At 58.0% G+C, this 16,347-nt stretch carries 10 protein-coding genes and 1 pseudogene; 6 read left to right on the top strand and 5 right to left on the bottom strand.

Annotated features, from left to right (window positions below; all coding sequences use genetic code 11):
* Positions 1-174: 174 nt before the first annotated feature.
* The 4 genes from K8R57_04520 to K8R57_04505 are packed head-to-tail and all read right to left on the bottom strand — an operon-like array spanning position 175 to position 6,636.
* Positions 175-1,182, bottom strand: coding sequence for a hypothetical protein (locus K8R57_04520; protein ID MCE9587559.1), 1,008 nt, complete (start codon positions 1,180-1,182; stop codon positions 175-177).
* Positions 1,183-1,201: 19 nt separating this feature from the next.
* A complete protein-coding gene (locus K8R57_04515; GenBank protein MCE9587558.1) occupies positions 1,202-2,923 on the bottom strand; it encodes a hypothetical protein in 1,722 nt (573 codons plus the stop codon).
* Positions 2,924-2,926: 3 nt separating this feature from the next.
* The gene (locus tag K8R57_04510) at positions 2,927-4,402 is read right to left on the bottom strand and encodes an MBOAT family protein (protein ID MCE9587557.1); all 1,476 of its coding nucleotides are present in this window, start codon (positions 4,400-4,402) and stop codon (positions 2,927-2,929) included.
* A 41-nt stretch (positions 4,403-4,443) separates the two neighbouring features.
* Positions 4,444-6,636 (bottom strand): hypothetical protein, encoded by a 2,193-nt coding sequence (locus tag K8R57_04505; protein MCE9587556.1) that lies wholly within the window; start codon positions 6,634-6,636, stop codon positions 4,444-4,446.
* Positions 6,637-6,865: 229 nt separating this feature from the next.
* Here K8R57_04505 and K8R57_04500 point away from each other — a divergent pair, with 229 nt between their 5' ends.
* The 6 genes and pseudogenes from K8R57_04500 to K8R57_04475 all read left to right on the top strand — a co-directional run bounded on the left by K8R57_04500 (position 6,866) and on the right by K8R57_04475 (position 14,531).
* Positions 6,866-7,621, top strand: a complete 756-nt coding sequence (locus K8R57_04500; protein ID MCE9587555.1) for a transposase — start codon at positions 6,866-6,868, stop codon at positions 7,619-7,621.
* Between the two features lie 24 nt (positions 7,622-7,645).
* Complete coding sequence (locus tag K8R57_04495) at positions 7,646-8,083, top strand: type II toxin-antitoxin system prevent-host-death family antitoxin (protein MCE9587554.1); 438 nt, start codon at positions 7,646-7,648, stop codon at positions 8,081-8,083.
* Between the two features lie 29 nt (positions 8,084-8,112).
* Complete coding sequence (locus K8R57_04490; protein ID MCE9587553.1) at positions 8,113-8,526, top strand: type II toxin-antitoxin system VapC family toxin; 414 nt, start codon at positions 8,113-8,115, stop codon at positions 8,524-8,526.
* Positions 8,527-8,817: 291 nt separating this feature from the next.
* Positions 8,818-8,940: pseudogene (locus K8R57_04485) on the top strand (plasmid stabilization protein).
* Between the two features lie 130 nt (positions 8,941-9,070).
* Entirely contained in the window at positions 9,071-9,481 is a 411-nt protein-coding gene (locus tag K8R57_04480) for a type II toxin-antitoxin system VapC family toxin (protein ID MCE9587552.1), read from the top strand.
* 271 nt (positions 9,482-9,752) lie between these two features.
* Positions 9,753-14,531 carry an autotransporter-associated beta strand repeat-containing protein gene (locus K8R57_04475; GenBank protein MCE9587551.1) on the top strand — a complete coding sequence of 1,593 codons (4,779 nt, stop codon included), beginning with the start codon at positions 9,753-9,755 and terminating at the stop codon, positions 14,529-14,531.
* Between the two features lie 785 nt (positions 14,532-15,316).
* Here K8R57_04475 and K8R57_04470 read toward each other — a convergent pair.
* Entirely contained in the window at positions 15,317-16,237 is a 921-nt protein-coding gene (locus tag K8R57_04470) for an ROK family protein (GenBank protein MCE9587550.1), read from the bottom strand.
* Between the last annotated feature and the right edge of the window lie 110 nt (positions 16,238-16,347).

Here is a 16,347-nt window from a genome sequence, read left to right as displayed (position 1 = left end):
ACCATCTCCACTCTTATTCCGGTGAAATCAGCTGGTTCTTTCGGCGATGGGCGTTGTTGTCATCCCTCGGGTTATCTTCAGATAGCCCTCGGTCTTCCGCCTAGCCCATCACCAAAATCCCTTCGCTAATTCCACCAGACTAATCATGGAAATGGTATAAAAACAGAGGCCGCCTTACTGGGCGAGTTTCAGAACGGACCAGCCCGTGCTTTCCGTGAACTCCCGGGCGGCAAAGCACCAGATCACGACCTTTTTGCCGGAGAGATAGCCCGGCTCGGATTTGATGTGGCGCAGAAGGTTGATGCGTGCGGGGGTGGCTCCCGAGCCCCTCACTCCGATCACATCAACGGGAATCCCAAGGTCCAGTGCCAGTTGGTCGGCCAGTCCTGCCCCGGTGCCGTGCAGATCGTTGCCGGCATTGAAAACCATGGTGTGACTGTCCCCCAGGAGAAGGACCGGACTGGATTTGTCGATCGTTGACTTTCCGGCAGGCGCCGAGACCACGCGCGCCTTCAGTTCCTCCGAGCCTTTCCCGTCGGTTTGGTCCCCGGTAATCACGCGGGCTTCCTGACGGCTGGAAAACGCGGAGGCATCTGATTTGAGCCATGCCGGTGAGCCGATTTGTTCTTTGACGGCTTTTGCGGCGAGTTCGCAGGCGTAGGGGGACCAGTGTGTGTCGGTCTTGCAGTAGAGAAGCGGTCCCTCTGTTTTTTTCCCGAGAAAAAGGTCGGTCAAATCAACCACCTTCACGCCCTTTTCACGCAGCAGGGCATAAAACGCACGATGAGCGTCATCGAGGCGATCCTTGGCGGCGGGATCAACCTGATCGGCGTAGATCACCGCCTTGCAGGGCACCGGAAGGAGGATGAGCTCCACGCCGGCGGCCTTCAACTGGTCGTTGAAGTCCACGATCGCCGGAAGGGGGTCCGCCTTGTCGGGCGACGAGGCCTTGGAAACTTTGGCCGCCGCTTCTCCCCAGAACGTGCCGACCCCGAGATGCCGTAGTTCCGCTCTCAGGAAGTTCCAGCCCTTGTCGGTGGCGATGGACTGGGTGTCCCCCGAGGCCGCCTGCTTGGCGCAGGTTTCCTGAAAGGCTGTTGCGGTGGTGGCGGAGACAGGTTGCACGGCTCCGAGAGCGGCGAGGGAGGCGAGACCTGCTAGCAGGGTGGTTTTTTTGAACATAAGGATGGAATGGTAAGGTTTACTTGAGAGGCTCGCCCCAGTTCGGTTCGGCGAGCAGGAGTGTTTCGTCCTCGAGTTCGCTGCGGTTGATCGCCTCGTATTTCGCCGTCACGTCGGCCCACCGACGCAGACTCAGTTTCACCGTGTCGCCTGAGCGCAGGCGCGCGGCGGGTGTGGGATTGTTGTCCTGCATGCTCCAGACAAAGACGACGGCTTCCCTGCCGGCGGCTGCCGGGTCATCCGGCGATTCGAGGTTCGCCAGATGGAGCATGACGATATGGTCCTTGTAGGGCACGGATCCCGGCCGTGGGGCGGTGGACGCCGCACGCACAACGCCGCGGACTTCGACTGTCTTGCCGGCAGCAGGAATATACATGCCGGTCTCGCGTTTCCCGCCGAGCTTCAAGGGAATCATTTTCCAGTTCCCGACCCCGAGTTCGCGCATGGCGAATTCCCAAACCACGATCTTTTTGCCGGCCAGCCTGTCCTTCCCTTGCGCAAGTTCCTTTGCCAGCAATTCCCTAGTCGCGAAAGCGGCCGCATCGTTTCTAAGAATCGCATCCACCGGTCGGCCCAGGTGATGGGCCAGTTGCTCGACGAAACCCGCGGAAGCGCCCCAGCCCATGGCTTCCAACGAGTAGATGTTCGAGAAGCTGTCGCCCAGCACGAGGATCTGGGCGGCGGGATCGGGTTGGAACGGCGCATTGCCGTTCCAAACGGGTTGCACGATCACCGACTGCTTGGGGTAGAGATGCGAGTCGGCGGGCAGCTTCAGCATGGCGGCGATGTCCCCCGTGTTGCTCACAGGCTGGTTGGATCGCGTCAGTGTCAGCCCGGGACCGTCCAGAAGACCGAGCCCCCGGGCATGTTCGGCCAACAAGCCCGCCGCCATGTCCATGGCCCCGGGGGTCCAATGCGTGTCGGTTGTCAGGAATTGGGGTTCACCCGACGCCAGTTTGGCCTGCGCGAGGGCGGGAGAGACATCCAGCATATCCACGCCAGCGGCCTTGAGCTGCCTGAGGAACTCCCCGTAGGAGGCATTCTGCAGCGGAATCGGCAAGGGTTCGTGATAGCGCTTTGACAACCGCTCGGGTTCGATCATTGGCTTCACCGGCGCGGGCATCATGATGAGGTGGATGCCCTGGTCGCGCAGCTGGGCGTTGAAATCCACGATGGCCTTCACCGGGTTCGGCTGCACCAATGCCTCTCCCGCGTGACCGGTGCGGCTGCGGCTCCGGAGCACATTGGTGTTGAGGAAACCCTCGCCCGTGAGATAGCCCACCTCGGGTTGATAGAAGAGCCAGCCGTCGCGTCCGAGGTAGACCTGCTCGTTTCCCAGACCGAGGAACTCCGCCGTCATCGCCTGGGTGGGGGGGAGCGATGCGCGGGCGACGAAGGAGTCTTCCTCCAGCGCTTTTTCGTAAGCCTTCACGCCCCGCATGAAACTGGAATTCGCCGCTTGGAATCTGTCCCAGAATCCATGGTGTGCCGGATCATCGAAGGCCTTCACCGCATTGCCGGGAATGCGAAGCGCGTCATAGGCCTTCGGCCACACCCAATGGCCTTTCTCCGCAAAACCGGTGCGGACCTCGATCCAATGCTGGGTGACCGGCACCGAGAGGATCGTCGCCAAAAAAGCGCCGAGCAACGCATACGCCATCGTTCGGCTGATCGACGTTTTGCCAACCTGTTCCTCCGCGATCTCCTCGCGGGTCATCCTGGTGTACTGGGAGTCGGACATGGATTAGAAAATGAAGTAGATGAACGGATTGTACGACTGCGTGGCCATGACGACCAGCGCCAGCCAGAAGAGCAGCACGATGACCGCGGCCTTTGCGGGCGTGATCTGCCTCGTCCAATCCCAGGTCTGGACCCCGAACCAGGCGATGAAGCCGGCGAGCAGGAAACTGAGCAAATAGTAGGGTTGATACACGACTCCGGCGATGAGGCCTTCGCTTGCCTGCGGTGTCTTGAGTCCCAGCATGCTGCCGCAATAGGAGAGAGCGGTCGGCAGATCCCGCGCGCGGAAAAACACCCACGCGAAGACGACGATGACGAAGGTCAGCGCCACCTGGACCGGGCGGGGCAACCGCGTGAAGAAACCGTGCTTTCCGTGCGCGCGCTCGACGGCGAGCATCGAGCCGTGAATGCCGCCCCAGATCACGAAGTTCCAGGAAGCGCCGTGCCACAGGCCGCCCAGGAGCATGACGAGAAACAGGTTGATGTAGGTCCTGACTTCGCCTTTGCGGTTTCCGCCGAGCGGGATGTAAAGGTAATCGCGCAGCCATGAGGAGAGCGAGATGTGCCAGCGGCGCCAGAATTCCGTGATCGATGCCGATTTGTAGGGTGAGTCGAAGTTCTTCGCGAAGATGAAACCGAACATCAGTCCCAGACCGATCGCCATGTCGGAATACGCGCTGAAGTCGAAATAGATCTGGAATGCGTAGGCCACCGCGCCATACCAGGAATCCAGAAAGCCGACGGATCCCGCATTGAAGTTCAGGTCCGCGATCTTGCCGCAGGGATTGGCCAGGAGGATCTTCTTGGTCAGCCCCATTGCGAAGAAGGCGGCCCCGCGGGCGAATTTTTCCGTCGTCAGGGTGCGGCTTTCCAATTGATCGGCGAGATAGGAGAACTTCAGGATCGGGCCCGCAACAAGGTGCGGGAACATGGAAACGAAGCAGGAAAAATCCACAAAGTTCCGCATCGCCTTCGCCTCGCCGCGATACACATCGATCGTGTAACTCATCGCCTGGAACGTGTAGAAGCTGATGCCGAGCGGGAGGACCACCCGGAAGAAAGTGTCCCATTGCCAGGATTCCATGCCCAGCGAAGCGGCGAGGGCGTTGTAGCTGTCCACGCCGAAGTTGAAATACTTGAAGAAGCCCAGAACGACGAGATTCGCCGTCATGGAGACGGTGATCGCTCGTTTTTGCAGTTTGCTGCGCGGACCTCCCTCCGTCAGGCGGACCACCGGTTGATGCCAGACCTGCCAGACCTTCCAGTTGTCGTGGGCGATGGCCAGGCTCACGAACCAGTCCACCAGGGTCGTCGTGAACATCAACGGGATGAACTGCGGCTCGGCCCAGCCGTAGAAAGCGTAACCGAAGAGGATCAGGATGACATTCTGCCAGCGTTGTTGCGCGCGGTGGAGCGCGTAATACGCACCCAGGGCAAGCGGCAGGAAGTAGAAGAGAAAAATGTGGGAACTGAAAACCATGTCTTCGCTAGGCCGGATTGTTTCCGCGGCAACTCATCCGGTCATTTACCGGCGGCGCTTTCGAAGTCCTTGACCCATACCATGGGCAGGTTGGGATTGAACTCCGTCTCGTCGATGCGCTGCAGGGATTCCAGCTTGGGATCGGCCTTGATGGCATCATCCCAGCTCTGAAGCGACAGCTTCAACTCCTGCCCTTGCTTCAGGTTCGCGGCCTTCATCAGTGTCGTGTTCTGCATCACCTGCTGGATGGCAAAGAAATCCGAACCTTTCGGCAATATCGGATTCTGCGACTCGACCACCGTGAAGACTGCCGTGGTCAACGCATCCTTGTAAACCGTCTTGCCGGGATCCGGCACGGCACTCAGGAACTTGACCCGCGCAGTGACCGGTGCCGACCAAGCAGCGCCTTTGGGCGCAGCGCCCTCCACGGGATCAAAGAAGAATCCTCCGACCTGCGGCCCTCCACCGCTGCTCTCCCTGTTGAGGATAAAGCGCACTTGGCCGCGGACATTGTACACCGCGTAGGCTCCGCTACGCTGGACATCAAAGACCCGCTTGGGATCGAGCACCTTGCCCGATTCCTGTTCAGTCACCTCCACGCCGATCACATTTTTGTGGCCTCCGATGTCGGAAAGATAGAGGGCGACTTGATGCTCCTCGGCATCCTGGAATTTCAGATCAATCGCCATGCGGTTGCCCATGTGATTGATCCAGACCTTCCCACTCAGATCTTTTCCCTCCACCGGCTCAGGCAAGCGTAGGTAAACTGGAAGCATTGCTTGCGAAGGCTTGGCATTTTTAAAAACATCCATCACCTGCATTTTAAAACCGCTTTCGGCGTATTTATAAAACATGTCATTCGTAAGAGGAAGAATCTGGGGAGCGCCGTGGAAGCAGACATAGGCCGGGGGCGCTGACTTGGCACCGACGATGAAGAAGCCGTCCTTGCCATATTTGCCCTTCCAATCGCCCAGCGTGGTGCTATCCGACCTCACGAAGGATGCCGATGGCGCAACCTTGCTGTCATTGGCTGAGGGGAATTTGATGACCTGCCAGTCTTTCGTCATGGCTGCGCGGGTCAAGGCGATGATGACAACCCGGGGCTGCGGGCTTTGTTTGACGAAGCGATCGCCATAGCGGCGGGGAACAAGATTTCCGCCATTGGCTTCATCTCTCCGGGCCACGGGAATCCCCAAGGTCCTGGAAAGATGCTCCGGGAATCCCGCTCCAAAGACATCGTTCTTCACTGTTCTGGACAAGTGCATGACATTGCTGTCTCCCATGACAAGCACGGGATCGATGCGCTCGCTCTTGGAGCTTTGCGTGACGCTGTCGAAAACGGCGCCATCCAGCATGACCTGCTGAACCTTGATCGTGGCTGGCAGTCCATATTTCTCAGGGTTGGTGGCATTATCACCGTATTCCTTCTTAGGGATGATATCGTTGTGGGAGAAGATCTGGAAAGGCGTCGGGAAATCAACCTCCTTGGTTGTAAAACGGGACTTCTGATCGGCAGCCTCATTGGCGAAGCCGTAGCGCTGGAGTCGCTCGCCAAGGATCTTGCAAGCTTCCAGGATGCCCGCCGTGGACCAATGGTGGTCATACTTGTTGAAGCAGTCCACCCCTTCGGATTGGAGTTTGTCGGCAAACGGATCGGCAAGATCGATGACCTCGACATTCGCCTTCATCAACGCAAGCAGGCCATCGTTGTAAGCCGGCCAGATATCGTCTTTCGGGCCGATTTGTCCCGGCACGAGCTTGTGCGCATGCAGGGTGACCGCGTTTTCCACCGGGATCACGATGAGATCCGTGTTCTGTTCCGCCAATTGCTGGCTGAAGGCAATCAAGGAGTCGATCGCCGAGGGCTTTCCCGTCATCCCTTCATTTTTGGCAACAAGCTCGACCACGGCATTCTGAAAGAGCGCGCCGTTCGCATCGTTGTAGCCTTTATTCTTGATGATCTCATCAAACCTGGCGTTCAGCTTCTGCCTCACCTCGGGCGAGAGAGGGCGCTTCTTACGCGCCTCAAGAGTTGCTATGTCGCGATCGATCGCCGCTTTCCTTGCTTCCAATTCCTTGGCCCGTTCCTGCGCCGTGGGGCCAGCCTGCGAATCCGCTCCATGGATGGCAAGCGGGGTCAGGAAAGCCCCCAGCACAAGGAACCCCAGAGCGCGTCCGAGAAACGCAGAGCGTGAGTGGCGGGCACGAAGCGGGGTGGGGGAGTTGTTCGGCATGGAGGTAAACCGAAAATCTAATCAGGAAGGTGGAATGGTGGAAAGGTGGAAAGGTGGAAAGGTGGACCCGCCGCCGCCCCCAACGGGTTCACCCCGTTGGAGCGCAAGTTCTGATCGGGAGGCCGGGCCGCCGCCCCCAACGGGTTCACCCCGTTGGAGCGAAAGTTCCCCCTTGCATCGAACACACTCGATGCAACCTTACCTTCCTATGAAAGTGCGACCTCGCAGGATGCCACTCGTCCACAGATTGCTCTACACATGGGACGGGTGGCCCTCCGGATCCGGCGCCTCTCTTCCCGACCAGCCCGACCTCTCCGGAATCGACCCCCTCTGGCTCGCGGACGGGTTCCGTCGACTTGGATGCCGATGGTCACGTGACTTCGTTCAGATGAGCTTCGAAGTCGAGCCCGCTGTCTCGCCGGCATTCTTCGCCATGCGGGTCAAGGGGAGGCTTGACCACGCCATGCGACAGTCGGGCGCTCCCGTGCAATGGTCCCGCAAAGTCGGTATGCGCTCCCTGGGAGAGAATACCGACAGCGTGGTGGAGCGCTACCTCACCTTGCAGCAGAAGCGCGGCGACTTTGCCGATCCCCATTACGCCCGGACACTGGCGGAGTTCAGCAGGGAATTTCCCTCCGTCCGTTTGGAAGACCCTGCCGAGTCCGCACGCGGCCGATATTGGTACAACCTCCATCTCGTGGCAGTGACCGGTAGCCGGTGGAGGATCGGCAGGGAGGATTTCCTTCCGAAACTTGCTTCCGCCATCCCCGAGTGGGCGGACGAGGAGGAGATTGCCCTCAAGTCGATGTCGTTCATGCCCGATCACGTGCATCTGGCGTTCCGAGGGAATCCCCTCCGGTCGCCCGCCGAGATTGCAGAGGGGTGCTGGCGGGCATTGAACAGAGCGTCTGGTTTGAGGCTCTTCTCGGATCGGGTTTACGTGGGAAGTTTCTCCTCCTATTCCCGTCAGTCGATCCAGGTCTAGTCCCGGATCAGAACTCTCCTTCCCATGGGACAAGCCCACGGGGGAGGGGATCCGCAGTCCGCCCCCAACGGGCTCGCCCCGTTGGAGCGCAAGTTCCGATCGGTTCGACCCTCGACCCTCGCCTTTCGCCTTTCGCCTTTCGCCTTTCGCCTTCAGCCTCCGATCATGCTTGATATCATGGGAATGTATGGCAAAATGTGCGTCATGAGAACCGCCACGATAAGGGACGCCCAGCATCACTTTTCAGCCTTGATTCGCTTGGTTCAGAGGGGCGAAGAGATTGAGGTGCTGAGTCGCAGGGTTCCCGTGGCCAGAATCGTTCCCGCGAGGCCTTTGGATTTCAAATCCAGGGCGGTGGATTGGTCGGATCACGGGGAGAAACTCAAGAAGTTGTGGAAGGGGAAAAAGATCAAGGGTACTTCAACCAGTCAACTTCTGGACGAGCTGCGCGGCGAACGATGAGTGGGCCCTATTTGGACACGGGGTTGGTAATGAAACTGGTCATCGATGAGCCGTTAAGCGCAATGGTTGCGGGATGGTTGGCTCAAAGGCGAGCACCAGTACCTTATACCCGCTTGGTCGAAGTCGAACTTGAGAACACACTTCATGCGAAGCTTTTCAGAAAGGAAATCACCGTCAGGCAGCTCAAAGATGCCCAGAGTTTTGTCAGGAACCTCCTGATGGAGGGAAATTTTTTCCGCCCGGATCTTTCCTTGGAAGCCGTGGTTCTGGAGGCCTTGGAAGCCATGCCCAAAACCACGATCATCACAGGATGCAGAACCCTTGATCTCCTCCATGTGATGAGCGGAAAGATCCTGGGGTGCTCGGAATTCCTGACCTCTGACAAGCGCCAGGCGGAAACGGCCCGGACCTATGGGCTAAAGGTGGAATTTTTCACGGAGTAATGGAAGAGCTGATGGGCCGCCCCCAACGGGTTCATCCCGTTGGAGCGCAAACAAATCGACCCTCGACCTCTGGTTGCTAGTTGCTAGTTGCTGAAGGCTGATGGGCCGCCCCCAACGGGTTCATCCCGTTGGAGCGCAAGTTCCGATCGGTTCAACCCTCGACCCTCGACCCTCGACTTCCCTGACCTCTGATTGCTGACACGTGCCGAGCACAAGTTCTGAAACTACCCCCGTCCTTCAGCCTATTAGCCCCGCATTGACAGCAGTGCTAGCAATGATGATAATCTAAGCATGAGCACGACACTCACAATCCGAAATCTAGCGGCGCCGGTGAAGCAACGACTGAGGGTTTTTGCCGCAAGTCATGGCCGATCGATGGAGGCGGAGGCGAGGGAGATTCTGACCATGGCCCTGGAGGATGCCCAGATGGCCCCCCCTGAGTTAGTGAGTGAGATGCGGAAGCGACTTACGGCGGTTCGCGGAACTTGGAAGAAGCATTCCGGAGGGAGCTCCACAGGGGCAATCATGCGGGAATTAAGAGGCGATGAATGAATTTGTTGTTGTCGATACGAATGTCCTGCTGGACGTCTTGAATTCCGATCCGGAATGGGCCGACTGGTCCGAGGAGCAGATGAGCCGGTTCCCGAAACGTCTGATTATTAATCCCATCATCTATACGGAACTATGTTATACGGCCGCCGCCATCGAGGAGGTTGAGTCGGCGGTCGAATTGCTTGGCCTCATCTACAGGGACATGCCCAAGGAGGCTCTCTTTCTCGCATCACAAGCCTTTCGGGTTTATCGGGAGCGTGGTGGAACAAAGACGGCTCCCCTGGCCGACTTCTTCATTGGTGCCCATGCACAGGCCTCGAGTTATCGGATACTGACACGGGATGTGGAGAGGTATCGTACTTATTTTCCCGGCGTGCAACTAATCGCCCCCGTTGGGAGTTGAAGGATCCCGCAGGTTCTTGGTTCGTTGCCCCCCAACGGGTTCACCCCGTTGGAGCGAAAGTTCTGATCGGGAGGCCGGGCAGCCCGCCCCTCATCCCTCATAATTCATCCTTCATAAATTTTTTCCCTCCCCTCCACAAAAAAACACTTGACCACAGAGGTTTATTAGGGATGCTAAGTGTAATAACTACTCCAAATAGTCAAAAGCGCTAGAAAGCACCCACTGCACCCCCCCCATAGCAAAGCGAAATCACCTAGCCACGATGCACAGCATGCCCACCCACGCCCTCATCCCATCAAGCTTCGCTCGTTCCGCTCGGCCCGCCGCTTCGCTCTTTGGCTCAGCCTTCAGTCTCCTCCGTTTTAGCCTTCAGCCTTTAGCCTTTAGCCTTTCCATCCTCCTCCTCCTCCTCCTTCCCGGTGTGGCCAAGGCGCAGACCACGACCGACTGGAAGAGCAATGCAGGTTCGACAAATTGGGCCACCGGCGGAAACTGGTCCACGGGATCTGCCCCCGGTAGCACCGGCATCGCGCGTTTTAACCAGACAAGCTATGCATTCCAGCCGACCGCTGGAACAACCACGATCGGCGGCCTGGTCTTCGGTGACGGTACCACCGCCACGGCGGCCACGACCATCACCATCACCCAGCTCACCTTGGGAACAAGCGGAATCAATATCTTTGCCAACGCTGGGGCAGCCACCTTGACAAACGGTTTTATCTTCCTCAACGGAAGCCAGACATGGGCCAATAACTCCTCGAGCCTGCTCACCGTCTCATCGGGAGTCAGGACAGCCAATAACTTGAGTTCCACGCTCACCGTGACTGGCTCTGGGAACACCACGATTTCCGGAGTTATTGCAAACCAAGGCACCGGAATCACCACCCTCGTAAAAGACGGCAACGGCAACCTGACCCTATCGGGTGCCAATACCTTCTCCGGCACCACGACCCTCTCCGCAGGCCAACTGACACTTTCTAATAGTGCCGCCCTCGCCAGCTCTACCTTCCTCGGCGGTTCCGGCATCCTCAGCTTCGGAAGCCTCACCGGCGCCACCTTCGGCGGGCTGGGAGCATCGTCGGCTCTCGCCCTCAACAATGATACCGGAAGCGCCGTCACCCTCACCGTTGGCGGCAATAACGCCTCCACCACCCAATCCGGAGCCATCTCTGGATCTGGCGGCCTCACCAAGACCGGCACCTTGTCCACATTGACCCTATCCGCTGTCAACACCTACACCGGCGGCACCATTGTCAGCACCGGCACCTTGGCCTTTGGAATTGACAACGCGCTCGACAACACAGGTGCAGTGAGCGTCAACGGCGGCACCCTCGACATCGGTTCATTCAGCGACACGGTTGGTGCAGTCACCATCGGCAATGGTGCTACGATCACCGGCACTACCGGCGTCCTCACCGGTTCCAGTTACAACGCCACCAACGGCTCAACTGGGGCGACCATCAGCGCCATCCTTGGCGGTAATGGAGTTTCCCTCACAAAGACCGGAGGAGCCGACTTGATCCTCACCCGTGCCAATACCTATTCCGGCACCACCACCGTCAGCGCCGGCACTCTCCAGATCGGGAATAACAACGCCCTCGGAACCGGAACTCTCGTGATCAATGGCGGCAACCTCAGCTCCGACAGCACCAACGCCCGCACCCTGGCCAACAACTTCGCCTTCACGGCCAACTCCTCAATTGGCAGCAGCAGCAGTCTCAATAACGGCGCCCTCACCTTCAGCGGTACCGGCGATCTCGGCACCATCTCCCGCACCCTAACGATCAACAGTGCCGTGACCTTCGCCGGGACTCTCACCAACACCGGCGGCTTTACCAAGACCGGTACCGGCACCCTGACATTGAGCGGTAACAATACTTTCCAAGGAGGTGTAGCCGTACAGGATGGTACCCTCTCCATTGCCTCGATTAACAATGGAGGAGCAATCGGCGTTCTTGGTACGGGTAATGCAGTTGTTCTAGGTACCACTGGAAAGACCGGAACTATCTCCTACACTGGCGCGACGGCCAGCTCGACCAAGAATTTTTCAATGAATAACTCTGGAGCTAGCGGCGCCTTCGAAGTGACAAGATCTGATACCGCCCTGACCCTCTCCGGAACTATAAATGGAGGAAACATCAATACCACACAAACCAAATTAGGCGCAGGCACACTGATCCTCAGCGGTATGAACCAATTCGGAGGCGCCCTCTTCGTGAATGAAGGAACTCTCTCCATCAACACAATCAATAACGAGAGTGTAACTGGCACCCTAGGCAGCAGCACCAATGCAGTCACCCTCGGAAGCAGTGGAAAGACCGGAACCCTCTCCTTCACGGGCGCAACGGCCAGCTCCTCCAAGAAGTTCACCATGGCATCGGGAACCACAGGCATCTTCGAAGTGACCGGATCCACCACAGCCCTGACCCTCAGCGGAGCGATCGGCGGTTCTGGTGCCCTTTCCAAGAGTGGCTCTGGAACACTGACCCTCTCAGCAGCCAACACCTACAGCGGAAACACCACCGTCAACGGTGGCACCCTCCTCCTCTCCGGTGCCAACACGGCACTCGGCGACACCAACGGCACCCTCACGATCAATGGCGGCACACTCAATCTCGGAACCTTCAGCCGTACCAACAGCACCTTCACGATCGCGGGCGGATCGATCACCAACGGCACCCTGACTGCGGCCTCCTACGCCCTCAATGGCGGCACGATCTTCAGCATCCTGGGTAACGGTGCAGTGAGCGTGGGAGGCAACGCGACCCTCGGCTCCGCGGGACGTCTCAACAGTGGCTCCTCTGTCAATATCTCCAGTGGCGGCCTCACCCTCGGCGGCAATGAGACGGTGGCCAGCTTCACCAACTCGGGTACCCTGGGCGGCACCGGCACCCTCACGGCTACCACTTACGCCCTCAATGGCGGCACGATCAACGCGAACCTCGGAGCGGGAGCCATCACGGTCTCGACCGGCACGACGACCCTCGGCTCTGCGGGACGCTTCAGCAATAGCTCCACGCTCAATATCGCAAGCGGTGGCCTGACCCTCGCCGGAGCAGAAACCATCAGCTCCTTCACCAACTCTGGTGGAACTCTTGCTGGTACTGGTCTGACCCTGACAGCAGGAACCTACCAACTCAATGGTGGTACGGTGAGTGCAAATCTTGGTGGAGGAACCCTTTTTGTGGGAGGTACGGCAACTCTGAGTGGCAACGCGGGAGCCTCCGTGGTGAATGCAACCAACGGAACCTTGATCCTCAATGGTCAGCTGACCAGCAGCTCTGCTGCCTTGACTATCAGTAACAATGCAACGGTGACGCTTGGAACCAATCAAAACATTGGATCGCTGACGCTGACCAATGGTACTCTTGGAGGAACAGGCACCCTGACTGCGGCCACCTACGCCCTTAATGATGGCACGATCAATGCGAACCTGGGCGGCGGCACGATCAACGTCGGCGGAAATACTCTCTTCAACGGCGCGGCCGCAGCCACGGCCGTCAACGTGAACAGCGGCACCCTTACTTCAGGCAGCGCAGACCGCCTGAGCAGCAGCGCCACCGTAGCAGTCTCCAATGGTGCCACCCTGAACCTTGGCGGATTCAACCAAACACTGGCTGGGCTGACCGGAAGCGGCAGTGTGACCAACAGCGGCGGCACTCTGACCCTGTCCAATAGTAGCGGCACCAACACCTTCGACGGATCGATCGCTGGAGCTGGCGCCCTCACCAAGAGCGGAAACGGAGCGGTCACGCTCGCTGGGAATAACACCTTCTCTGGCGGCATCTCGCTGAATAGTGGCACCCTCAACTTCAGTTCCAGCTCCTCACTGGGTACTGGTTCCATAGGTATGCAAGGCGGCAGCACGCTTGCCTACAAGGGCATCCCGGCGACATCCTTTGGCAATGCCATCTCGGTCTCCGGTGGAGGAACAAGTATCATCGACGGTAATGCTACTAATGCCACTCTCACCGGGACGATCAGCCTCGCCAACTCATCAACCCTTCAACTCCAGAATGGTGACTTCCTAGTGAATACAAACATCACTGGTCAGGGAGCATTGAACCTCTCAGGTTCGTCTGCAACCCTCAGTGCTAACAACAACTACTCGGGTGGCACTCTGCTCAACTCAGGAGTGTTGAACATCAATAACAACTCCGCGCTTGGAACCGGAACATTGACGATCACTAGCGGCACTACCCTCAACAATACCTCGGGAGGTGATGTCAGCATCAACAATGCAATTAACCTGAACAGCTTCACCTTCCTCGGTTCAGGGAATCTATCTCAGAACACGGGTGCGATCTCCCTTCAGGGCAACTCCACAATTAACGTGGCGGCCAAGACCCTACTCCTCGGTGGAAATATTAGCGGATCCGAGCTTGGGTTGAGCAAGACTGGTACAGGAACGTTGAGTCTCAGCGGTAACAATAGCTACACAGGCACCACCACTGTCAATAACGGGCCACTTAGCCTCGGCACAACTGGTAGACTCTCCGGGACAACCAATGTGACGGTGAATGCCGGATCCACCCTCCTGCTAGGCTCCACGACGGCTAACAGCATCAACACAAACGCTGTGCTTAACCTCAATGGTGGTACTCTCTCCATGGGAGCCGCAGGCACGGGCGGAGCCCGCGCCTCTAGCCAGACCTTCAAGAGCCTGACGCTCACAGCCAACAGCACGATCGACTTCTCGGCTCTCTCGGGTACTTCCTCGCTGACCTTCGGAAGCATCAATAACGGATCAAACACTCTGTTCGTCTACAACTACGTTGCTGGCTCTACTCGCCTTTACGATAAGTTGGGTGATACTGATTCAGGGTTGACTCTTGCTAATATTCACTTCTACAGCGGCGGCATCGGATCATCGACCTTCCTTGGTATCGGTGGGTTCACCGCAGCAGGAGGTCTTACTGAGATCGTCCCTGTTCCTGAACCGAGTGTGATCGTCGCGGCAATCCTGCTGCTCGGTTGGATGCTCTTTGCTAACCGCGGAGTCCTAAGTGGCTACCTAAGCAGCCTGATCAGTCGGAGCCGCAGAGCTTAACTCTCAGCTACCCCCAACCCCCCCATGAAACAAGCGCGCAAAATTGTTACAGTTTTCTTCCAGGCGTTCTTCGTCTGGAGATAAGGGATCGTCCCTCCACAGATAATCCCTTAGGGTTTATCTGTGCAAACTGACACCTCCCACGGGACGAGCCCGTGGGGGAGTGACCCAAGTCTTTGTCTTTTCCTCCGCGCCTCTGCGCCTCTGCGCGAGTTTTTTGCAGTAAGACAGAAATGTTTCACGCGGAGGCGCGGAGAACGCGGTGGATAGAGATGAAATCATTACGTCTGATTTCAGTGAATGAGTGGGGGCTAATCATCACTATCCAATTTCATTAGAAAAAACTCTGCGTTCTCCGCGCCTCCGCGTGAACCTTTGTATTTTCAACGACTCTGATTAATTTGCCGGGAATGACAATTTAACTAGATAATGCTCTAGGACCAGTCGCTCTGGGGGATGTGCCCCTAGTTGAGCTCCGACGACTGTACCTCCCACGGGACAAGCCCGTGGGGGAGTTGACCCGTCTGATACCTAAACCAGCAAGCCCGTTGGGGAGTTGACCCGTCTGATACCTAAACCAACAAGCCCGTGGGGGAGTTGACCCGGCTGACATCTTGCTTTGATAGTAGAAAAAACCTCTGCGATTGTACTAGCTTGCGCCCGCAAGGCTAGCCCTCCGGGTCCGCCTTCGGCGGCTACAACTCGCCTTTCCCAAAGGCTCGTTTCAGCGCCTCAGCGGGAGAATTATCTTAATTTTCTTCGCGTCAAATAAACCCGAAACCGCTCTACGCTCTGTGCGTCAGCATTGCTGCGCCGAAGACTCCGGCGCTATCTCCGAGAAGGGGGCGTAGCAGTGGGGTGTCGAAGCGGTCATTGAAGAGATGGGTGCGGACAGCCTCCCGGGTCTCCGGCGTGTAGAGCAGGTCGAGATTCCCCACGCCGCCGCCGATCACGATGGCATCCGGATCAAGGATATTCACGACGGCTCCGAGAGCCTCCGCGAATTTCGAGCGGAGTCGCTCCAGGGTCTCGAGAGCGTTTTTATCCCCTGTTACCGCCAGTTTCACGATCTCAGGAAGTCTGAGTGATTTCCCGCTAAGCTTCTCATAATAACGCTCGAGCGCCGGTCCTGAGCAGACGTTCTCGATGCAACCCCTGCGCCCGCAGTAGCAGGGAGTCTCCTCGCCGCGCAGGGGATTGTGCCCCCACTCGCCGCAGATCCCATGAGGGCCAGTCAGGACACGTCCCTCGACGACAATGCCTCCGCCGACTCCGGTGCCCAGGATGATGCCGAAGACGGTCTTGTGTCCCTTGGCCGCCCCGAGGGTCGCCTCGGCAAGCGCGCAGCAGTTGGCATCATTGGCCAGGATCACCTCGCATCCTAGGAGACGCGAGAGATCAGCTGCCAGGGGCTTTCCGTTGAGGCAGAGGGTATTGGAGTTCTTGAGAAGTCCGGTGGCGGGGATCGTGACTCCCGGGGTGCCGATCCCGATTGCGGCCGGTCTTTTCATTCCGGATTCGTTCTCAAGCATCGAAACCAGCTTTGCAAGATGCTCCAGGACACGCTCGTAACCCTCCACCGCACCGGTGGGAACGCGGAGTCGGCAGAGTGCCTGGGCGGGATTTGAAGGATCGAGGATGGCTCCTTCGATCTTTGTTCCCCCGAGATCGATCCCCCAAAGCGGGCTGCCTGATTCCGGATTCATGGCAAGTGATGCTCTCTCCATGGGTGGATTATGAATGATTTCCGAGGAAATGGGTATCGGGTAATACTATTGAGCTCTTTTTTGATTTGAGTAAAATCCAGTACTTTCTC

The organism is Verrucomicrobiota bacterium (assembly GCA_021413925.1).
In the GTDB taxonomy this organism is placed as follows: Bacteria; Verrucomicrobiota; Verrucomicrobiia; order Chthoniobacterales; family UBA6821; genus UBA6821.
This window is presented reverse-complemented; position numbering and strand designations above follow the sequence as displayed.